Consider the following 17,012-nt stretch of genomic DNA (forward strand, 5'->3'; position numbering starts at 1 on the left):
GGCCGCCCGGGACCGCGCGCCTCCAGCCGCCCGGGAGGCCCGGCATCGTCACATCCAGCCGCGCCGCTTGAACAGCCGGTACAGCAGCGTGACGGTGCCCGCCATCAGCAGGACCACCGCCGGGTACGACCACGCCCACCGCAGCTCCGGCATGTGGTCGAAGTTCATGCCGTAGATCCCCGCGACCATCGTGGGGACCGCGGCCATCGCCGCCCAGGCCGAGATCTTCCGCATGTCGTCGTTCTGCCGGACGCCCATCTGCGCCAGGTGTGCCGACAGCACGTCGGACAGCAGCCGGTCCAGGCCCTCCACCTGCTCGTTGGCGCGCAGCAGATGGTCCTGCACGTCCCGGAAGAACGGCGTCGCCTTGTCGTGCACGAAGGGCACCGAGCCCGCCGCGAGCCGGGCCAGCGGCCCCGCCAGCGGGCCCGCCGCCCGGCGGAACTCCAGGACCTGCCGCTTGGCCGTGTAGATCCGCTCCGCGGTGCGCGCCGGGCTGCCGCCGGACGGCGCGAAGACGTCGGCCTCCAGCTCCTCCAGGTCGATCTGGAGCTCCCCGGCGACGTCGATGTAGTGGTCCACGACCGCGTCGCTGATCGCGTAGAGGACCGCCGTCGGCCCGTGCCGCAGCACGTCCGGGGTGGCCTCCATGCGCTTGCGCACCGCCGTCAGCGGGCTGCCGGCCCCGTGCCGCACGGTCACCACGAAGGAGTCGCCGACGAAGACCATCACCTCGTCCGAGCTGACCCGGTCGCTCTTCGGCTCGTAGACCACCGGCTTGAGCACGACGAACAGACAGTCGTCGTAGACCTCCAGCTTGGGCCGCTGGTGCGCCTTCAGGGCGTCCTCGACGGCGAGCGGATGCAGGCCGCACTCCGAGGAGACGTGGTCGAACTCGTTCTCGGTCGGCTCGTAGAGCCCCACCCACAGGAACGCGTCCCCGCTCGCCCGCGCCTCCGCCAGCGCGTCCGACAGGTCGGCCGGGCTCTGCGTCCGCTGTCCGCGCCGATAGATGGCTGAGTCCACGATCACGCGCCGTATTCTCCCCCGGCCGCCGCGGAAGCGCATCCGCTGGAGCGCCTTCCGTACCCCGCACGGTGCCGCGGTCCGGCTCCACGCGCGCGTGGAGCCGCATAGGCTGGCCGACATGGCCACGCTGATCCTCGTACGGCACGGACGTTCCACCGCCAACACCTCCGGGGTGCTCGCCGGGCGGACGCCCGGGGTCGCCCTCGACGAGCGCGGCGCCGCGCAGGCCGCCGCGCTGCCCCGGCGGCTCGACGGGGTGCCGCTCGCCGCCGTCGTCTCCAGCCCGCTGCAGCGCTGCCGCGAGACCGTGCGGCCGCTGCTCGCCGCCCGTCCCGGCCTCCCGCTGCACGTCGAGGACCGGATCAACGAGTGCGACTACGGCGACTGGTCGGGCCGCAAGCTCGCCGAGCTCATGGACGAGCCGCTCATGCAGGTCGTGCAGGCCCACGCATCGGCGGCCGCCTTCCCCGGCGGCGAGTCCATGCGCGCCATGCAGACCCGGGCCGTGGAGGCCGTGCGCGACTGGAACGCCCGGATCGAGGCCGAGCACGGCGAGGACGCCGTCTACGCGATGTGCTCGCACGGGGACATCGTCAAGGCGATCGTCGCCGACGCCCTCGGCCTCCACCTCGACCTGTTCCAGCGGCTCCAGGTGGACCCCTGCTCGGTCACCGTGATCCGCTACACCCGCCTGCGTCCCTTCCTCGTCCGCCTCGGCGACACCGGCGACTTCGCCGCCCTGCTCCCGCGCGAGACCCCGGCCGACCGGGGTGCGGCGGAGGTCGGGGGCGGTGCGGGCGCCCCGTGATCCATCCGCGCAGTAGGGTGGACGCGCCGCTGGAGAAAACCAGTCCGCAGCACGACAGTCGAGACCCAAGGGAGTCGGGAACGTGTCCCGTCAGGTGTTCCTCTACGACCCACCGGAGCGTTTCGTGGCCGGCACGGTCGGGCTGCCTGGACGCCGTACGTTCTTCCTTCAGGCGTCCGCGGCCGGCCGGGTCACCAGCGTCGCCCTGGAGAAGACCCAGGTGGCGGCCCTCGCGGAGCGGATCGACGAGCTTCTGGACGAGGTCGTGCGCCGCACCGGCGGCAACGCGCCCGTCCCCGCGGTCGCGCCCCCCGACACCACGGACACCGCTCCCCTCGACGCCCCCGTCGAGGAGGAGTTCCGGGTCGGCACCATGGCCCTCGCCTGGGACGGCGAGGAACAGCGCATGATCGTCGAGGCGCAGGCGCTCGTCGAACTCGACGCGGACTCCGAGGAGGACCTCGCCGCGGCCGAGGAGCGGCTGCTCCAGGACGAGGAGAACGGTCCGCCGATGCTGCGGGTCCGGCTCACCGGCGCGCAGGCCCGGGCCTTCGCCAAGCGGGCCCTGGACGTGGTCAACGCGGGCCGCCCGCCGTGCCCGCTGTGCAGCCTGCCGCTCGACCCCGAGGGGCACGTCTGCCCCCGCCAGAACGGATACCGTCGCGGCGCATGAGCGGTGACGGGATCCGCGAGCGGACACGGACGGACCTCGATCTGCTCGCCCGGGGGGAGCTGACCGTCCGCGGCCAGGTCCGCGAGGCGTCCAACGCGGTGCTGTACTGCTCCGTCGCCCTGGAGGGCGAGGAGGCGGCCTGCGTCTACAAGCCGGTCGCGGGGGAGCGCCCGCTGTGGGACTTCCCCGACGGCACCCTCGCCCAGCGCGAGGTCGCCGCCTTCGAGGTGTCCGAGGCCACCGGGTGGGGCCTGGTCCCGCCGACCGTGCTGCGCGACGGGCCGTACGGCGAGGGCATGGTCCAGCTGTGGGTCGAGGCCGACCCGGAGGCCGCCCTGCTCGCCCTCGTGGAGGACGAGGAGGCCGGCGAGGGCTGGAAGGCCGTGGGCCCCGCACAGGTCGCCGAGGACCGCACGGCGCTGCTCGTGCACGCCGACACCCCCCAGCTGCGCAGGCTCGCCGTCCTGGACGCCGTGATCAACAACGGCGACCGCAAGGGCGGGCACCTGCTGCCCGCGCCGGACGGGCGGCTCTACGGGATCGACCACGGCGTGAGCTTCCACGTGGACGACAAGCTGCGCACCCTGCTGTGGGGCTGGGCGGGCGAGGAGCTGACCGCGGAGGCGGTCACCGTCCTCGGCTCGCTCGACGGGCAGCTCGCGCCGGGCACTCCACTGGCCGAACGGCTCACCGGGCTCCTGACGGGGGCCGAGGTGGCCGCCCTGCGGGAGCGGGTCGCCCGGCTGCGCCGGACCGGACGGCACCCCGTGCCGTCCGGGGAGTGGCCGGCCATTCCCTGGCCGCCGGTGTGAGAGCCGGGGTCCGGCGGGTCACTCCCGGGCCTCGCCGACGGGTTTCGGCCAATCTCCTCCGTCAGCAGACACCCCCCGGGGGTATGCATGCACGATCTCCTCCCGCAAGACCGCCTAATCGGTCAAGATCCCGGATGCGGTTCGTATCCGGAACAGCTGTCCGGTTACGCTCAGGACATGCATGCCTGGCCCGCTTCTGAGGTCCCCGCCCTGCCCGGCAAGGGCCGCGACCTCCGGATTCACGACACCGCGACCGGTGGACGAGTGACCCTCGCCCCCGGCCCCGTCGCCCGCATCTACGTCTGCGGCATCACGCCGTACGACGCGACCCACATGGGACACGCGGCGACCTACAACGCGTTCGACCTCGTTCAGCGCGTGTGGCTCGACACCAAGCGGCAGGTTCACTACGTCCAGAACGTGACCGACGTCGACGACCCGCTCCTGGAGCGCGCCCTGCGCGACGGCATCGACTGGGTCGGCCTCGCCGAGCGCGAGACCGCGCTGTTCCGTGAGGACATGACCGCCCTGCGCATGCTGCCCCCGCAGCACTACATCGGCGCGGTCGAGGCGATACCGGGCATCGTCCCGCTCGTCGAGCGGCTGCGCGACTCCGGCGCCGCCTACGAGCTCGACGGAGACATCTACTTCTCCGTCGAGGCCGACCCGCACTTCGGCGAGGTCTCGCACTACAGCACCGAGCTGATGCGCCACCTCTCCGCCGAACGCGGCGGCGACCCGGACCGCCCGGGCAAGAAGAACCCGCTCGACCCGATGCTGTGGATGGCCGCCCGCGAGGGCGAGCCGAGCTGGGACGGCGGCAGCCTCGGCCCCGGCCGCCCCGGCTGGCACATCGAGTGCGTCGCCATCGCCCTCGACCACCTCGGCATGGGCTTCGACGTGCAGGGCGGCGGCTCCGACCTGATCTTCCCGCACCACGAGATGGGCGCCTCCCACGCCCAGACGCTCACCGGCGAGTTCCCCATGGCCAAGGCGTACGTGCACGCCGGCATGGTCGCCCTGAACGGCGAGAAGATGTCCAAGTCCAAGGGCAACCTGGTCTTCGTCTCCAAGCTCCGCAGGGACGGCGTCGACCCGGCCGCCATCCGGCTCGCCCTGCTCTCGCACCACTACCGGGCCGACTGGGAGTGGACCGACCAGGTCCTCCAGGACGCCGTCGAGCGCCTCGGCCGCTGGCGCGCCGCCGTGTCGCGCCCCGACGGCCCGTCCGCCGACGCCCTCGTCGACGAGCTCCGCGAGGCGCTCGCCGACGACCTGGACGCCCCGGCCGCGCTCGCCGCGGTCGACCGCTGGGCCGCGCTCCAGGCCGCCGAGGGCGGCAGTGACGAGTCCGCTCCCGGGCTCGTCTCCCGCGCCGTCGACGCGCTGCTCGGCGTCGCCCTGTAGCCGGCCCGACCGCGCAACTCCCTTCCACGCAACCGCCCTTGGACTTCCCGTGAAGTCCGGGGGCGGTTCCGTTTTGCCCCTGGCCGGATGCTCGAATCTGCGCTAGGAACGCCCCATGCAATCATCAATGCGCATGAGAGCTGCCCTCGGCGGTGCCGTGCTCGGGCTCCTCGCGGTGTTCGCGGGCCCCGGAAGCACAGCCTCCGCCGAACCCTCCGACACCACCGTCGGCGAGGTCACCGCCTTCGCCGCCGACGGAGCCGTCTACCAGCTGACCGCCGGCCGCGCCGAGGCCAGGGTCAGCTTCGTCTCCGACGAGACCTTCCGCATCGAACTCGCCCCCGACGGCAGGTTCACCGACCCGACCGGACAGGACGTCGTCCTGCCGCAGGGCCCGCCGCCCACCACCCACTGGGCCGACCGCGGCGACCGCTACGAACTCAGCACCTCCCGGGTGACCCTGCGCGCCTACAAGTCCCCGCTCCGCTTCGCCGCGGTGCGCGCCGACGGCACCCCGCTGTGGTCCGAGACCCAGGGCCTCACCTGGAACCAGGACCGCACCACCCAGACCCTGGCCCGCGGCGCCGCCGAGCAGTTCTACGGCGCCGGCATGCAGAACGGCCGCGGCAACACCTCCCACCGCGGCAAGACCGTCGAGGTCGGCGTCGACTACAACTGGAACGACGGCGGTCACCCCAACTCCGTCCCGTTCTACCTCTCGTCCGCCGGCTACGGCGTCTACCGCAACACCTACGCCCCGAACACCTACGTCTTCGGCGAGCCCGTCACCGCCACCGCCCGCGAACAGCGCTTCGACGCCTACTACTTCGCCGGCGACGGGCAGGACGCCCTCAAGGACGTCATCGGGCAGTACACCCGGCTCACCGGCAAGCCCTTCCTGCCGCCCGTCTACGGCCTGGAGATCGGTGACGCCGACTGCTACCTCCACAACGCCAACCGCGGCGAACGGCACACCCTCGACGCCCTGAAGGTCGCCGACGGCTACGTCCAGCACGACATGCCCAACGGCTGGATGCTCGTCAACGACGGCTACGGCTGCGGCTACGAGAACCTCGCCGAGGCCGCCCAGGGCCTGCAGGCCCGCGGCACACAGCTCGGCCTGTGGACCGAGGACGGCCTCGACAAGCTCGCCGAGCAGGTCAGAGCCGGCCAGCGGGTCGCCAAGCTCGACGTCGCCTGGGTCGGCGACGGCTACAAGTTCGCCCTCGACGGCTGCAAGGGCGCCTACGCCGGCATCGAGGCCAACAGCGCGGCCCGCGGCTTCACCTGGGCCCCCGAGAGCTGGTCCGGCGCCCAGCGCTGCGGCGTCCAGTGGTCCGGCGACCAGTCCGGCACCTGGGAGTACATCCGCTGGCAGATCCCCACCTACGCCGGCGCCGCCATGTCCGGACTCGCCTACACCACCGGCGACGTCGACGGCATCTTCGGCGGCAGCCCCAAGACGTACACCCGTGACCTGCAGTGGAAGATGTTCCTGCCCGTCACCATGACCATGGACGGCTGGGCCGCCCAGGACAAGCAGCCCTTCCGCCACGGCGAGCCGTACACCTCGATCAACCGCGCCTCCCTCAAGCTCCACGAGGCCCTGCTGCCCTACATCTACTCGCACGCCCAGCAGGCCACGAAGACCGGCCTCGGGCTCGCCCGGCCGCTCGTCGTCGAATACCCCGACGACCCGGTGGCCGCCTCGGACGCCGCCAAGTACGAGTTCCTCAGCGGCCAGGACTTCCTCGTCGCGCCCGTCTACCAGGACGCGGTCGAGCGCGACGGCATCTACCTGCCCAAGGGCACCTGGATCGACTACTGGAACGGGCGCACCTACGAAGGCCCCGTCACCCTCGACCACTACAGCGCCCCGCTCGACACCCTGCCCCTCTTCGTACGGGCCGGGGCCGCCGTTCCCCTGTGGCCCGGCGGCATCCGCTCGTACACCGACCGCAGGCCCGGCGACCCGATCGCCTGGGACGTCTACCCGCAGGGCCGGTCCTCCTTCGACCTCTACGAGGACGACGGCGTGACCCGCGAGCACCGCACCGGACGCTCCACCACCCAGCGGGCCGAGGTCCGCGCGCCGCAGCGCGGGGCCGGCGACGTCACCGTACGGATCGGGGCCGCCGAGGGCGACTACACCGGAAAGGCGGCCGCCCGGCCGTACCGCTTCACCGTCCACACCGGTGACGCCCCCGGCGGCGTCACCCTGGGCGGGCGGGCGCTGCCCCGGTTCACCTCGAAGGCGGCCTTCGAGGCCGCCGAGCAGGGCTGGTGGTACGACCGCGAGGACCGCGGGGGAGTCGTCCAGGTCAGGACGGCCGCCCAGCCCACCGACCGCGGCTTCACCCTCGTCCTCACCAACACCAGCGCCGTCGGCGGCGCCGTGCCCGGGGCCCCGGCGACCCTCGCCGTCCCCGCCGGGCAGGAGCTCGGCGCGGGCGTGCCCGGCACCGTCGCCGTCGACGTCACCGCGGGCACCAGGGACGCCACCGGCGTCGAGGTCACGCTGAGCGCGCCCGCCGGCTGGCAGGCCGCCCCGGCGGCGCCGATCGCCCGCATCCCGGCCGGCACCACCCGGCGGGTCCAGGTCGCCGTGACCCCGGCCCGGGACGCCGCGCCCGGGGAGACCCCGCTCACCGCGACCGTCCGGCACCGGGCGGCGGGGGTGGACCGCACGGCCACCCAGCGGTTCGCCGTCGGGGTGATGCCCGAGCCGCCGACCGCCCCTGCCTGGGCGAGCGACCTGGTCTGGCTGAAGTCGACGAACGGCTGGGGACCGCCCGAACGCGACCGTTCCAACGGCGAGTCGGGCGCGGCGGACGGCCACCCCCTCACCCTCGCCGGCACGACCTACGCCAAGGGCGTCGGCGCCCACGCCGACTCCGACATCGAGGTCTACCTCGGCGGCCGCTGCACCGCCTTCACCGCCGACGTGGGCATCGACGACGAGATCAACGGCTACGGCGACGTCGCCTTCTCCGTCGAGGCGGACGGCAAGGTGCTGTGGACCTCGCCGCGGCTGACCGGCGCCTCGGCGACGCTGCCGGTGAACGTCGACGTGACCGGCGCACGCCATGTCCACCTGCGGATCACCGACACCAACGGCACGAAGAGCGGGGACCACGGGGACTGGGCGGCCGCCCGGTTCGACTGCGCCTGACGCCGTCGTCGCCGAGCAGGCCTGACGGACGCGAACGGGAGGGGTGGCACGCCACCCCTCCCGTATCACCGGTCGATCGTCGGTCAGCCGTCTCAATCAGTCGCCGGTCAGTCGTCGGAACCCTCGGGGCTCTCGGAGCCGCCAGAGCCCTCGGCGCCCTCGGCGCCGTCAGGACGGCCTTCGGATCCCTCGGAGCCTCCGGACCCGCCCGCAGACGTGCCGGGAGTCGTGCCGGGCGTCGCGTCGCCTTCGCCCGCCGGGTTCCCGCCCGGGGTCTGCTCGCCCGAGCGCTGCTCCGGCTCCCGGTCCGGCTGCCCGCCCGGGTCCGCCCCCGGCACCGCCTCCGGGCCCGGCTGCTGCGGCTTCGGCGGGCGGGTGCGGTCGCCGGCGCTGTCCCGCAGGTACGAGGTCTCGCCGCCCTCCGTCGCCACCCCCGGCCCGGGGCCCGGGCCCGAACCCGGCTCACGGCGCCGCAGATAGCGCTCGAACTCGCGGGCGATGGCCTCGCCGGAGGCCTCCGGCAGCTCCGCCGTGTCCCGCGCCTCCTCCAGGGTCTGCACGTACTCGGCGACCTCGCTGTCCTCGGCCGCCAGCTGGTCCACGCCCAGCTGCCAGGCCCGCGCGTCCTCGGGCAGTTCGCCCAGCGGGACGTGCAGACCGATCAGGTCCTCCAGGCGGTTGAGCAGCGCGAGCGTCGCCTTCGGGTTCGGCGGCTGGGACACGTAGTGCGGGACGGCGGCCCACAGACTCACCGCGGGCACGCCGGCGTGCGTGCACGCCTCCTGGAGGATGCCCACGATGCCCGTCGGGCCCTCGTAGCGGGTCTCCTCCAGGTCCATGGTCCGGGCCAGATCGGGGTCGGAGGTGACCCCGCTGACCGGCACGGGGCGGGTGTGCGGGGTGTCGCCGAGCAGCGCCCCCAGGATCACCACCATCTCCACGCCGAGTTCGTGGGCGAAGCCGAGCAGCTCGTTGCAGAACGAACGCCAGCGCATCGACGGCTCGATCCCGCGCACCAGGACCAGGTCCCGGGGCTTGTCGCCGCCGATCCGGACCACGGAGAGCCGGGTCGTCGGCCAGGTGATCTTCCGGACTCCACCGTCCAGCCACACCGTGGGCCGGTTGACCTGGAAGTCGTAGTAGTCCTCGGCGTCGAGCGCCGCGAACACCTCGCCCTTCCACTCCCGGTCCAGGTGGGCGACCGCGGCGGAGGCGGCGTCACCGGCGTCGTTCCAGCCCTCGAACGCGGCCACCATGACCGGGTCGATCAGCTCGGGAACCCCCTCGAGCTCGATCACCCAGCGCCTCCTTCGTCGAAGTTCCTGTCGTACGGACCAACCTTATGCCTTTCCGGCGGCCCGCCCGCAGCCCTCGGACCCGCCCGAGAGCCGTCTCGGCCTTGATCGACTACCCAGGAACTCCCGTCGGCACACGGCGTCCACGCCGGCCGTCCGGAAACGCCGCTCACTCCTCCCAGAGCGTGCTGGGGGCCTCCTTCCGCACCACCGGGGCGATCTCCTCCGCGAACCGCTCCAGGGTCTCGATCTGCTCCGCCGTGGACTGCCCGAAGGCGTCGACCGTGATCGACTGCAGGTCGTGCCGGTACACCTCGTGGTAGCCGAGGATCTTGTCGATGATCTGCTGCGGGGAGCCGATCAGCTGGGGGCCGCCCGCGATGGCGTCCTCGATGGTGCGGAACGGGGTGTTGTAGCCGGTCCTGCCCTCCAGATGGGGCTGGAAGGTCTGCCGTACCTTCGCCTCGTAGAGCTCCTTGTAGCGCTCCACGGCCTGCTCGGCGGTGTCGGCTATGAGCAGCCCGCCGGAACCCGCCGCCACGCGCGCGTGCCGCGGGTCGTGCCCGTACTCCTCGAACTTCTCGCGGTAGTGGGCGATGAGCCGCGCGTACGCCTCGCGGGGCTGGATGGCGTTGGCGGTGAACAGCGGATCGCCGTGCCTGGCGGCGAGTTCGGGGGAGTTGAGGCTGGTGGCCGAGCCGTGCCAGATCCTCGGCGGACCCGCGTACGGGCGGGGCAGGGTGGTGACGTTCCTCAGGGCGGGGCGGAACTCGCCCTGCCAGTCGACCCCTTCCTCCGTCCAGAGCCGGCGGAGCAGCTCGTACTTCTCCTTCTGCAGGTCCCACTGGCGCGCCTCGTCCAGCCCGAAGAGGTCGAAGTGCCCGGCCTCGGCGCCCTTGCCGACGACGAGTTCGATCCGGCCCCGGGAGATCTGGTCGAGGGTGGCGTAGTCCTCCGCGACCCGTACCGGGTCGAGGATCGCGACGACGGTGACGCCGGTGAGCAGGCGGATCCGGGAGGTCCGGGCGGCCAGTGCGCCGAGCACCACCGAGGGGCTGGAGGAGAGGAACGGTCCGGCGTGCCGCTCGCCGATGGAGTACGCGTCGAAGCCGAGCCGCTCGGCGGCCTCGCCGACCTCCAGGACCTGGGCCAACCGGGCGGCGGCGGAGTCCCGTTCGCCGGTCAGGGGGTGCGGGGCGTGGCCGATGAGAGAGAGCACTTGAAACTTCATGTACCCACTGTGCGCGCCCGGTGTTTCCGAGGTGTATCGGCAGCATGGCGGGCCGGCCGGCACGCGCCGGTGGGCGGCCCCGTCGGGACCGCCCACCGGTGACTCCTCGGCCCTGCAGCCTCGGCGGCGGACCGCTACTTGCGGAGCATGTCCTCGACCTTGCCGCGGATCTCGTCCGTGGCCAGACCGCGGATGGTCAGCGTGGTGCGGCGGCGCAGCACGTCGTCCGCGGTCTCCGCCCACTCGTGGTCGCGGGCGTAGGCGACCTGGGCCCAGATCTCCGGCGCGTCGGGGTGGATGCGCTGGGCCAGCTCGGGGTTCTCGTTCGCCATGCGGGCGATGTCGAAGGAGAGCGAGCCGTAGTGGGTGGCGAGGTGCTTGGCGGTGTCGGCGGACATGCGGGGACCGGGCGCCGGGCCGTCCACGAGCAGCCGGTGCACGACCGCGTTCGGGTTGGCGATGCCGGGCAGCGGCAGCCGCTTCGGCAGCGTGGAGACCGGCTCGTAGTCGTCGCCGAGCGGGCCGCCCGGGAGCGACTCCAGCTTCTTCATGATGGTGCGGCCGATGTGGCGGAAGGTGGTCCACTTACCGCCGGCCACCGACAGCATGCCGCCGCGGCCCTCGGTGACGACGGTCTCGCGCTTGGCCTTGGAGGTGTCGCCGGGTCCGCCCGGAAGCACCCGCAGGCCCGCGAAGGCGTAGGTGATGAGGGAGCGGTCGAGCTGCTGGTCGCGGATGGAGAAGGCGGCCTCGTCCAGGATCTGGGCGATGTCCTTGTCGTTGACCGCGACCTCGCCCGGGTCGCCCTCGTACTCCTCGTCGGTGGTGCCGAGCAGCAGCATGTCCTCCCAGGGGAGGGCGAAGGTGATCCGGTACTTGTCGATCGGGGTGGCCAGCGCGGCCTTCCACGGGGAGGTGCGCTTGAGGACCAGGTGGGCGCCCTTGGAGAGGCGGATGGAGGGCGCCGCGTTCGGGTCCTCCATCCTGCGCAGGTGGTCGACCCACGGACCGGTGGCGTTGAGCACCAGGCGGGCGCTCACACCGAACTCGTCGCCGGACAGGCGGTCCCGCAGCTCGGCGCCGGTGACCCGGCCCCGGGTGAAGCGCAGGCCGGTGACCTCGGCGTGGTTGAGGACGACCGCGCCGGCGTCGACCGCGGCGCGGACCGTCATCAGGGCCATGCGGGAGTCGTTCATCTGGTCGTCGCCGTAGACCGCGACGGCCTTGAGGTTGTCGGTGCGCAGCTCCGGCACGTCCTGGGCGGCCTTGGCGGGGCTCAGCAGGTGCCCGACGCCGTCGCCGAAGGCGGACAGGGCGCTGTAGGCGAAGACGCCGGCGCCGAGCTTGGCCGCGCCGTGCGGGCCGCCCTTGTAGACGGGCAGGTAGAAGGTGAGCGGGTTCGACAGGTGCGGGGCCACCTGGCGGGAGACGGCACGCCGCTCGAAGTGGTTCTCCGCGACCAGCTTGACCGCGCCGGTCTGCAGGTAGCGCAGGCCGCCGTGGAGGAGCTTGGAGGAGGCGGAGGAGGTGGCGCCGGCGAAGTCGCCGGCGTCCACCAGGGCCACCCGCAGTCCGGACTGCGCGGCGTGCCAGGCGGTGGAGATGCCCAGGATGCCGCCGCCGATCACCAGGAGGTCGTACGTCGCCTTGGACAGCTGCTCCCGGGTCTCGGCGCGGGTCGGAAGGGAACCGGCAGCCGGGTGCATCCCCAGGGAGGGGAGGCTCTGCAGGGTGGTCATCGCAACTTACTCCTCGTCAGTTCTCTTCTTCTTCGAGCCAGCCCATGGAGCGCTCTACAGCCTTGAGCCAGTTCTTGTACTCGCTGTCACGCTTGTCGGCGTCCATGCGAGGGGTCCACTCGGCGGCCCGGCGCCAGTTGGCGCGCAGGGCGTCGGTGTCGGGCCAGAAGCCGACGGCCAGGCCGGCGGCGTAGGCGGCGCCGAGGCAGGTGGTCTCGGCGACCATCGGGCGCACGACGGGGGCGTCCAGGAAGTCCGAGAGGGTCTGCATCAGCAGGTTGTTGGAGGTCATGCCGCCGTCGACCTTGAGGGCGGACAGCTCGACGCCCGAGTCCTTGGTCATGGCGTCGGTGATCTCGCGGGTCTGCCAGGCGGTCGCCTCGAGCACGGCGCGGGCGATGTGCGCCTTGGTGACGTACCGGGTGAGGCCGGCGATGACACCGCGGGCGTCGGAACGCCAGTACGGGGCGAACAGCCCGGAGAAGGCGGGGACGAAGTAGGCGCCGCCGTTGTCCTCCACGGAGGAGGCCAGCGTCTCGATCTCCGCGGCGGACTTGATGAGGCCCATCTGGTCGCGCATCCACTGGACGAGCGAGCCGGTGACGGCGATCGAGCCCTCCAGGGCGTAGACCGGCTTCTCCTCGCCGATCTGGTAGCCGACGGTGGTCAGCAGGCCGCTGTAGGAGTTGATGATCTTGTCGCCGGTGTTCATCAGCATGAACGTTCCGGTGCCGTACGTGGACTTGGCCTCGCCCTCGGCGAAACAGGTCTGGCCGAACAGGGCGGCCTGCTGGTCGCCGAGCGCGGAGGCGACGGGCACGCCGTCGAGGACGCCGCCCTTGACCGTGCCGTACACCTCGGCGGAGGAGCGGATCTCCGGCAGGACCGCGGCCGGGATCTCCATGGACTGCAGGATCTTGTCGTCCCAGCCCATGGTGTGCAGGTTCATCAGCAGGGTGCGCGAGGCGTTGGTGACGTCGGTGACGTGGTGGCCGCCCTCGACACCGCCGGTCAGGTTCCAGATGACCCAGGAGTCCATGGTGCCGAAGAGGATGTCGCCGCGCTCGGCGCGCTCGCGCAGGCCCTCGACGTTGTCGAGCAGCCAGCGGACCTTGGGGCCGGAGAAGTACGAGGCGAGCGGCAGGCCGGTCTCGCGGCGGAAGCGGTCCTGGCCGACGTTGCGGCCGAGCTCCTTGCACAGGGTGTCGGTGCGGGTGTCCTGCCAGACGAGCGCGTTGTGGACGGGCTCACCCGTGTTCTTGTCCCACATCAGCGTGGTCTCGCGCTGGTTGGTGATGCCGATCGCCTTGACGTCGGCGGCGGTGATCCCGGCCTTGGCGATGGCGCCGGCGACGACCTCCTGGACGTTGGTCCAGATCTCGGCGGCGTCGTGCTCGACCCAGCCCGGCTTCGGGAAGATCTGCTCGTGCTCCTTCTGGTCGACGGAGACGATCCGGCCGTCCTTGTCGAAGACGATGCAGCGGGACGACGTGGTGCCCTGGTCGATGGCGGCGATGAACGGCCCTGCGCCGTGGGAGGCGGCGGCGGTGGGGGCGTCGGTCACGGTGTACTCCAAGGGTGGTCTGGAAGAAGGACGGCTCAGGCGAACGCGATGTTGTAGATACCCGCGGCGATGGCGCCGCCGACCAGCGGGCCGACGACCGGGACCCAGGCGTAGCTCCAGTCGGAGCCGCCCTTGTTCGGCAGCGGGAGCAGGGCGTGCACGATGCGCGGGCCGAGGTCACGGGCCGGGTTGATGGCGTAACCGGTCGGGCCGCCGAGCGAGAGGCCGATGGAGACCACGACGAAGGCGGTGATCAGGGCGCCGATGACGCCGAGGCCCTTGCCGCTGTCGTTGAGGCCCTGGGTGAGCACGGCGAGCACGAGCACCACGGTGCCGATGATCTCGGTGGCCAGGTTCTGCCAGGGGTTACGGATCTCCGGGCCGGTCGAGAAGACGCCCAGGACCGGGCCGGCCTTCGGCGCGGCCTTCTGGTCGACCATGCCCTCCTCGTGCGGCGTCGAGATGATCGACTCGTCGGTGAGGTGGGCCCGGAACTGGCCGTAGTAGGCGATCCAGACGAGCGCCGCGCCGATCATGGCGCCGAGCATCTGACCGGCGATGTAGACCGGCACGTTGCTCCAGTCGCCGTCCTTGATCGCTATACCGATCGTCACGGCGGGGTTCAGGTGGGCGCCGGAGAGGGAAGCGGTCATGTAGACCGCCGTCATGACGGCGAAGCCCCACCCGAAGGTGATCGCGAGCCAGCCCGCGTTGCGGGCCTTGGAGCTCTTGAGCGTCACGGCGGCGCAGACACCGCCGCCGAGCAGGATGAGTACGGCGGTACCGATGGTCTCGCCGAGGAAGATGTCGGAGCTGGACACCCGCGACTCCTTTGTCCTTCGTCCAGGGGAAGGCGAACCACGGTCACTCCGATGGTCCGCGCCCTCGGGGTGAGGGCGTTTCCGGCCTTGGCACTGCCACACCTTAGCGCGTATTGCCGGTAGCTGTTCGACAATGCCGACCGATGAACGGAAGTTTTGCGCCACGGTTAACAGCGCGTCAAGGGTGGTGGCAGCGAAAAACCCGCCGATAACGCGATCGTTACCGACGGGTTCCAGCGGGTCTCTCCGGACGTGGTCCAGGCCTCAGAAGCGGCCCGCCCCGAGGTCCCGGGAGACCGCCCGGGCGCAGTCCCGCACGGCCGCCACGAGCTCCGAGCGCAGCTCGCCCTCCGAGCAGACCCGCTCCACCGCGCCCGTGATGGCCACCGCGCCCACCGGCATCCGGCGCCGGTCGTGGATCGGCGCCGCCACCGAGGCCACGCCCTCCCAGGTCTCCTCCACGTCCGCGGCCCAGCCGCGCGCCCGGGTCATGTCCAGGAGGTTCTCGAAGTCGGTGAGGTCCGTGACCGTACGGGGCGTGAAGGGCTCCCGCGTCACCTCGACCACCTCGCTGTGCGCCACCGGGTCGTACGCCGACAGGACCTTGCCCAGCGCCGTGGAGTGCAGTGGCTGCATGGCCCCCACCTCCAGGACCTGCCGACTGTCGTCGGGCCGGAAGACATGGTGGACGATCAGCACGCCCTGCTGGTGCAGCACGCCCAGGTGGACGCTCTCGCCGCTGGAGCGGGCCAGGTCGTCCGTCCACACCAGGGCCCGCGCCCGCAGCTCGTGCACGTCCAGATAGCTGTTGCCGAGCCGCAGCAGCTCGGCACCCAGTTGGTAGCGGCCGGAGGCCGCGTCCTGCTCCACGAAGCCCTCGGCCTGGAGCGTGCGCAGGATGCCGTGCGCCGTCCCCTTGGCGAGCCCGAGGGACGAGGCGATGTCGGACAGGCCGAGCCGGCGCTCGCCGCCCGCGAGCAGTCGCAGCATCGCCGCCGCCCGTTCAAGCGACTGGATGTTCTTCGCCATCGCCCGGCCCTTCTCCTCACATGCTGTTCGACAATGCTGAACACTATCGGTCGATGCCGACCTTGTGTCACACCGACAGTGTCGTGCAAGAACGGGTCGGACCGGGAGTCCCCGCACAAAGGATGCAGTCCGCCAGTTGGAACCCCATGTCCACCCCGGCTCGTGCGCGGTTAGTCTGGGCCAGTGCACCCTCCGCAGGGGGTGCAAAGCCGACAGCCGTCGCATCCCAGGGAGCTCAATCCATGGCCTCGTCGCCGACCCCTTCCGCCGACCTCCGCAGCCGAGCGGCAGCGCTCCGCGAAGCACTCGCCACCCGAGTCGTCGTCGCCGACGGCGCCATGGGCACCATGCTCCAGGCACAGGACCCCACCCTCGAGGACTTCGAGAACCTCGAGGGCTGTAACGAGATCCTGAACATCACCCGGCCCGACATCGTCCGCTCGGTCCACCACGAGTACTTCTCCGCGGGCGTGGACTGCGTCGAGACCAACACCTTCGGCGCCAACCTCGCCGCGCTCGGCGAGTACGACATCCCGGAGCGCGTCCACGAGCTCTCCGAGGCCGGTGCGCGGATCGCCCGTGAGGTGGCCGACGAGTTCACCGCGAGCACCGGCCGGCAGCGCTGGGTGCTCGGCTCCATGGGCCCGGGCACCAAGCTGCCGACGCTGGGCCACGCCCCGTACACCGCTCTGCGTGACGCCTACCAGCAGAACGCCGAGGGCCTGCTCGCCGGTGGCGCGGACGCCCTGCTGGTGGAGACGACCCAGGACCTGCTGCAGACGAAGTCCTCGATCATCGGCGCCCGCCGCGCGCTCGACGCCCTCGGTGTCGACGTCCCGCTGATCTGTTCCGTCACGGTGGAGACGACGGGCACGATGCTGCTCGGTTCGGAGATCGGTGCCGCGCTGACGGCGCTGGAGCCGCTGGGCATCGACATGATCGGTCTGAACTGCGCGACCGGCCCGGCCGAGATGAGCGAGCACCTGCGCTACCTCGCCCGCCACTCGCGCATCCCGCTGTCCTGCATGCCGAACGCGGGCCTGCCGGTGCTCACCTCGGACGGCGCCCACTACCCGCTGTCCCCGGCCGAGCTCGCCGACGCCCAGGAGACCTTCGTCCGCGAGTACGGCCTCTCGCTCATCGGCGGCTGCTGCGGTACGACCCCCGAGCACCTGCGCCAGGTGGTCGAGCGCGTCCGCGATCTCACCCCGCCGGCCCGCGATCCGCGCCCCGAGCCGGGCGCCGCCTCGCTCTACCAGACCGTCCCCTTCCGTCAGGACACCTCGTACCTGGCGATCGGTGAGCGGACGAACGCGAACGGGTCGAAGAAGTTCCGCGAGGCCATGCTGGAGGGCCGCTGGGACGACTGCGTCGAGATGGCGCGCGACCAGATCCGTGAGGGCGCGCACATGCTCGACCTGTGCGTCGACTA

General features: G+C 72.0%; 13 protein-coding genes. 6 read left to right on the plus strand and 7 right to left on the minus strand.

Features of this window, described 5'->3' with window-relative positions; genetic code table 11:
- Positions 1 to 48 precede the first annotated feature (48 nt).
- Positions 49 to 1,041 carry a magnesium and cobalt transport protein CorA gene (locus tag ACIGXE_RS30140; RefSeq protein WP_399752214.1) on the minus strand — a complete coding sequence of 331 codons (993 nt, stop codon included), beginning with the start codon at positions 1,039 to 1,041 and terminating at the stop codon, positions 49 to 51.
- 106 nt (positions 1,042 to 1,147) lie between these two features.
- Between ACIGXE_RS30140 and ACIGXE_RS30145 the strand changes: the two genes are divergently transcribed.
- The 5 genes from ACIGXE_RS30145 to ACIGXE_RS30165 all read left to right on the plus strand — a co-directional run bounded on the left by ACIGXE_RS30145 (position 1,148) and on the right by ACIGXE_RS30165 (position 7,901).
- Positions 1,148 to 1,837, plus strand: coding sequence for a histidine phosphatase family protein (locus tag ACIGXE_RS30145; protein WP_399752173.1), 690 nt, complete (start codon positions 1,148 to 1,150; stop codon positions 1,835 to 1,837).
- 82 nt (positions 1,838 to 1,919) lie between these two features.
- Positions 1,920 to 2,510, plus strand: a complete 591-nt coding sequence (locus ACIGXE_RS30150; RefSeq protein ID WP_399752175.1) for a DUF3090 domain-containing protein — start codon at positions 1,920 to 1,922, stop codon at positions 2,508 to 2,510.
- Positions 2,474 to 3,322 carry an SCO1664 family protein gene (locus ACIGXE_RS30155; protein ID WP_399752217.1) on the plus strand — a complete coding sequence of 283 codons (849 nt, stop codon included), beginning with the start codon at positions 2,474 to 2,476 and terminating at the stop codon, positions 3,320 to 3,322. The genes ACIGXE_RS30150 and ACIGXE_RS30155 overlap by 37 nt, the downstream gene beginning before the upstream one ends.
- Before the next feature lie 177 nt (positions 3,323 to 3,499).
- On the plus strand, positions 3,500 to 4,729 hold the full coding sequence (mshC, locus tag ACIGXE_RS30160) for a cysteine--1-D-myo-inosityl 2-amino-2-deoxy-alpha-D-glucopyranoside ligase (RefSeq protein WP_399752177.1): 1,230 nt from the start codon (positions 3,500 to 3,502) through the stop codon (positions 4,727 to 4,729).
- A 115-nt stretch (positions 4,730 to 4,844) separates the two neighbouring features.
- Complete coding sequence (locus ACIGXE_RS30165) at positions 4,845 to 7,901, plus strand: NPCBM/NEW2 domain-containing protein (RefSeq protein ID WP_399752179.1); 3,057 nt, start codon at positions 4,845 to 4,847, stop codon at positions 7,899 to 7,901.
- 107 nt (positions 7,902 to 8,008) lie between these two features.
- Here ACIGXE_RS30165 and ACIGXE_RS30170 read toward each other — a convergent pair whose 3' ends face one another.
- From ACIGXE_RS30170 to ACIGXE_RS30195, 6 genes are all read right to left on the minus strand, one after another.
- Positions 8,009 to 9,199, minus strand: a complete 1,191-nt coding sequence (locus ACIGXE_RS30170) for a PAC2 family protein (RefSeq protein ID WP_399752181.1) — start codon at positions 9,197 to 9,199, stop codon at positions 8,009 to 8,011.
- A gap of 166 nt (positions 9,200 to 9,365) precedes the next feature.
- A complete protein-coding gene (locus tag ACIGXE_RS30175; protein ID WP_399752183.1) occupies positions 9,366 to 10,427 on the minus strand; it encodes an LLM class flavin-dependent oxidoreductase in 1,062 nt (353 codons plus the stop codon).
- 134 nt (positions 10,428 to 10,561) lie between these two features.
- The gene (locus tag ACIGXE_RS30180) at positions 10,562 to 12,166 is read right to left on the minus strand and encodes an FAD-dependent oxidoreductase (RefSeq protein WP_399752184.1); all 1,605 of its coding nucleotides are present in this window, start codon (positions 12,164 to 12,166) and stop codon (positions 10,562 to 10,564) included.
- Between the two features lie 16 nt (positions 12,167 to 12,182).
- Positions 12,183 to 13,730, minus strand: coding sequence for a glycerol kinase GlpK (gene glpK, locus ACIGXE_RS30185; protein WP_399752186.1), 1,548 nt, complete (start codon positions 13,728 to 13,730; stop codon positions 12,183 to 12,185).
- A gap of 35 nt (positions 13,731 to 13,765) precedes the next feature.
- Complete coding sequence (locus ACIGXE_RS30190; RefSeq protein ID WP_399752189.1) at positions 13,766 to 14,551, minus strand: MIP/aquaporin family protein; 786 nt, start codon at positions 14,549 to 14,551, stop codon at positions 13,766 to 13,768.
- Positions 14,552 to 14,815: 264 nt separating this feature from the next.
- Positions 14,816 to 15,580 carry an IclR family transcriptional regulator gene (locus ACIGXE_RS30195; RefSeq protein WP_399752191.1) on the minus strand — a complete coding sequence of 255 codons (765 nt, stop codon included), beginning with the start codon at positions 15,578 to 15,580 and terminating at the stop codon, positions 14,816 to 14,818.
- A 242-nt stretch (positions 15,581 to 15,822) separates the two neighbouring features.
- On the opposite strand from ACIGXE_RS30195, the gene ACIGXE_RS30200 reads away from it, so the two are divergent.
- Positions 15,823 to 17,012 (plus strand): homocysteine S-methyltransferase family protein (locus ACIGXE_RS30200; RefSeq protein WP_399752193.1); only part of this gene is annotated, 1,190 nt, incomplete at its 3' end.

This window comes from Streptomyces sp. NPDC053431, from assembly GCF_044544925.1.
Taxonomy (GTDB): Bacteria; Actinomycetota; Actinomycetes; order Streptomycetales; family Streptomycetaceae; genus Streptomyces.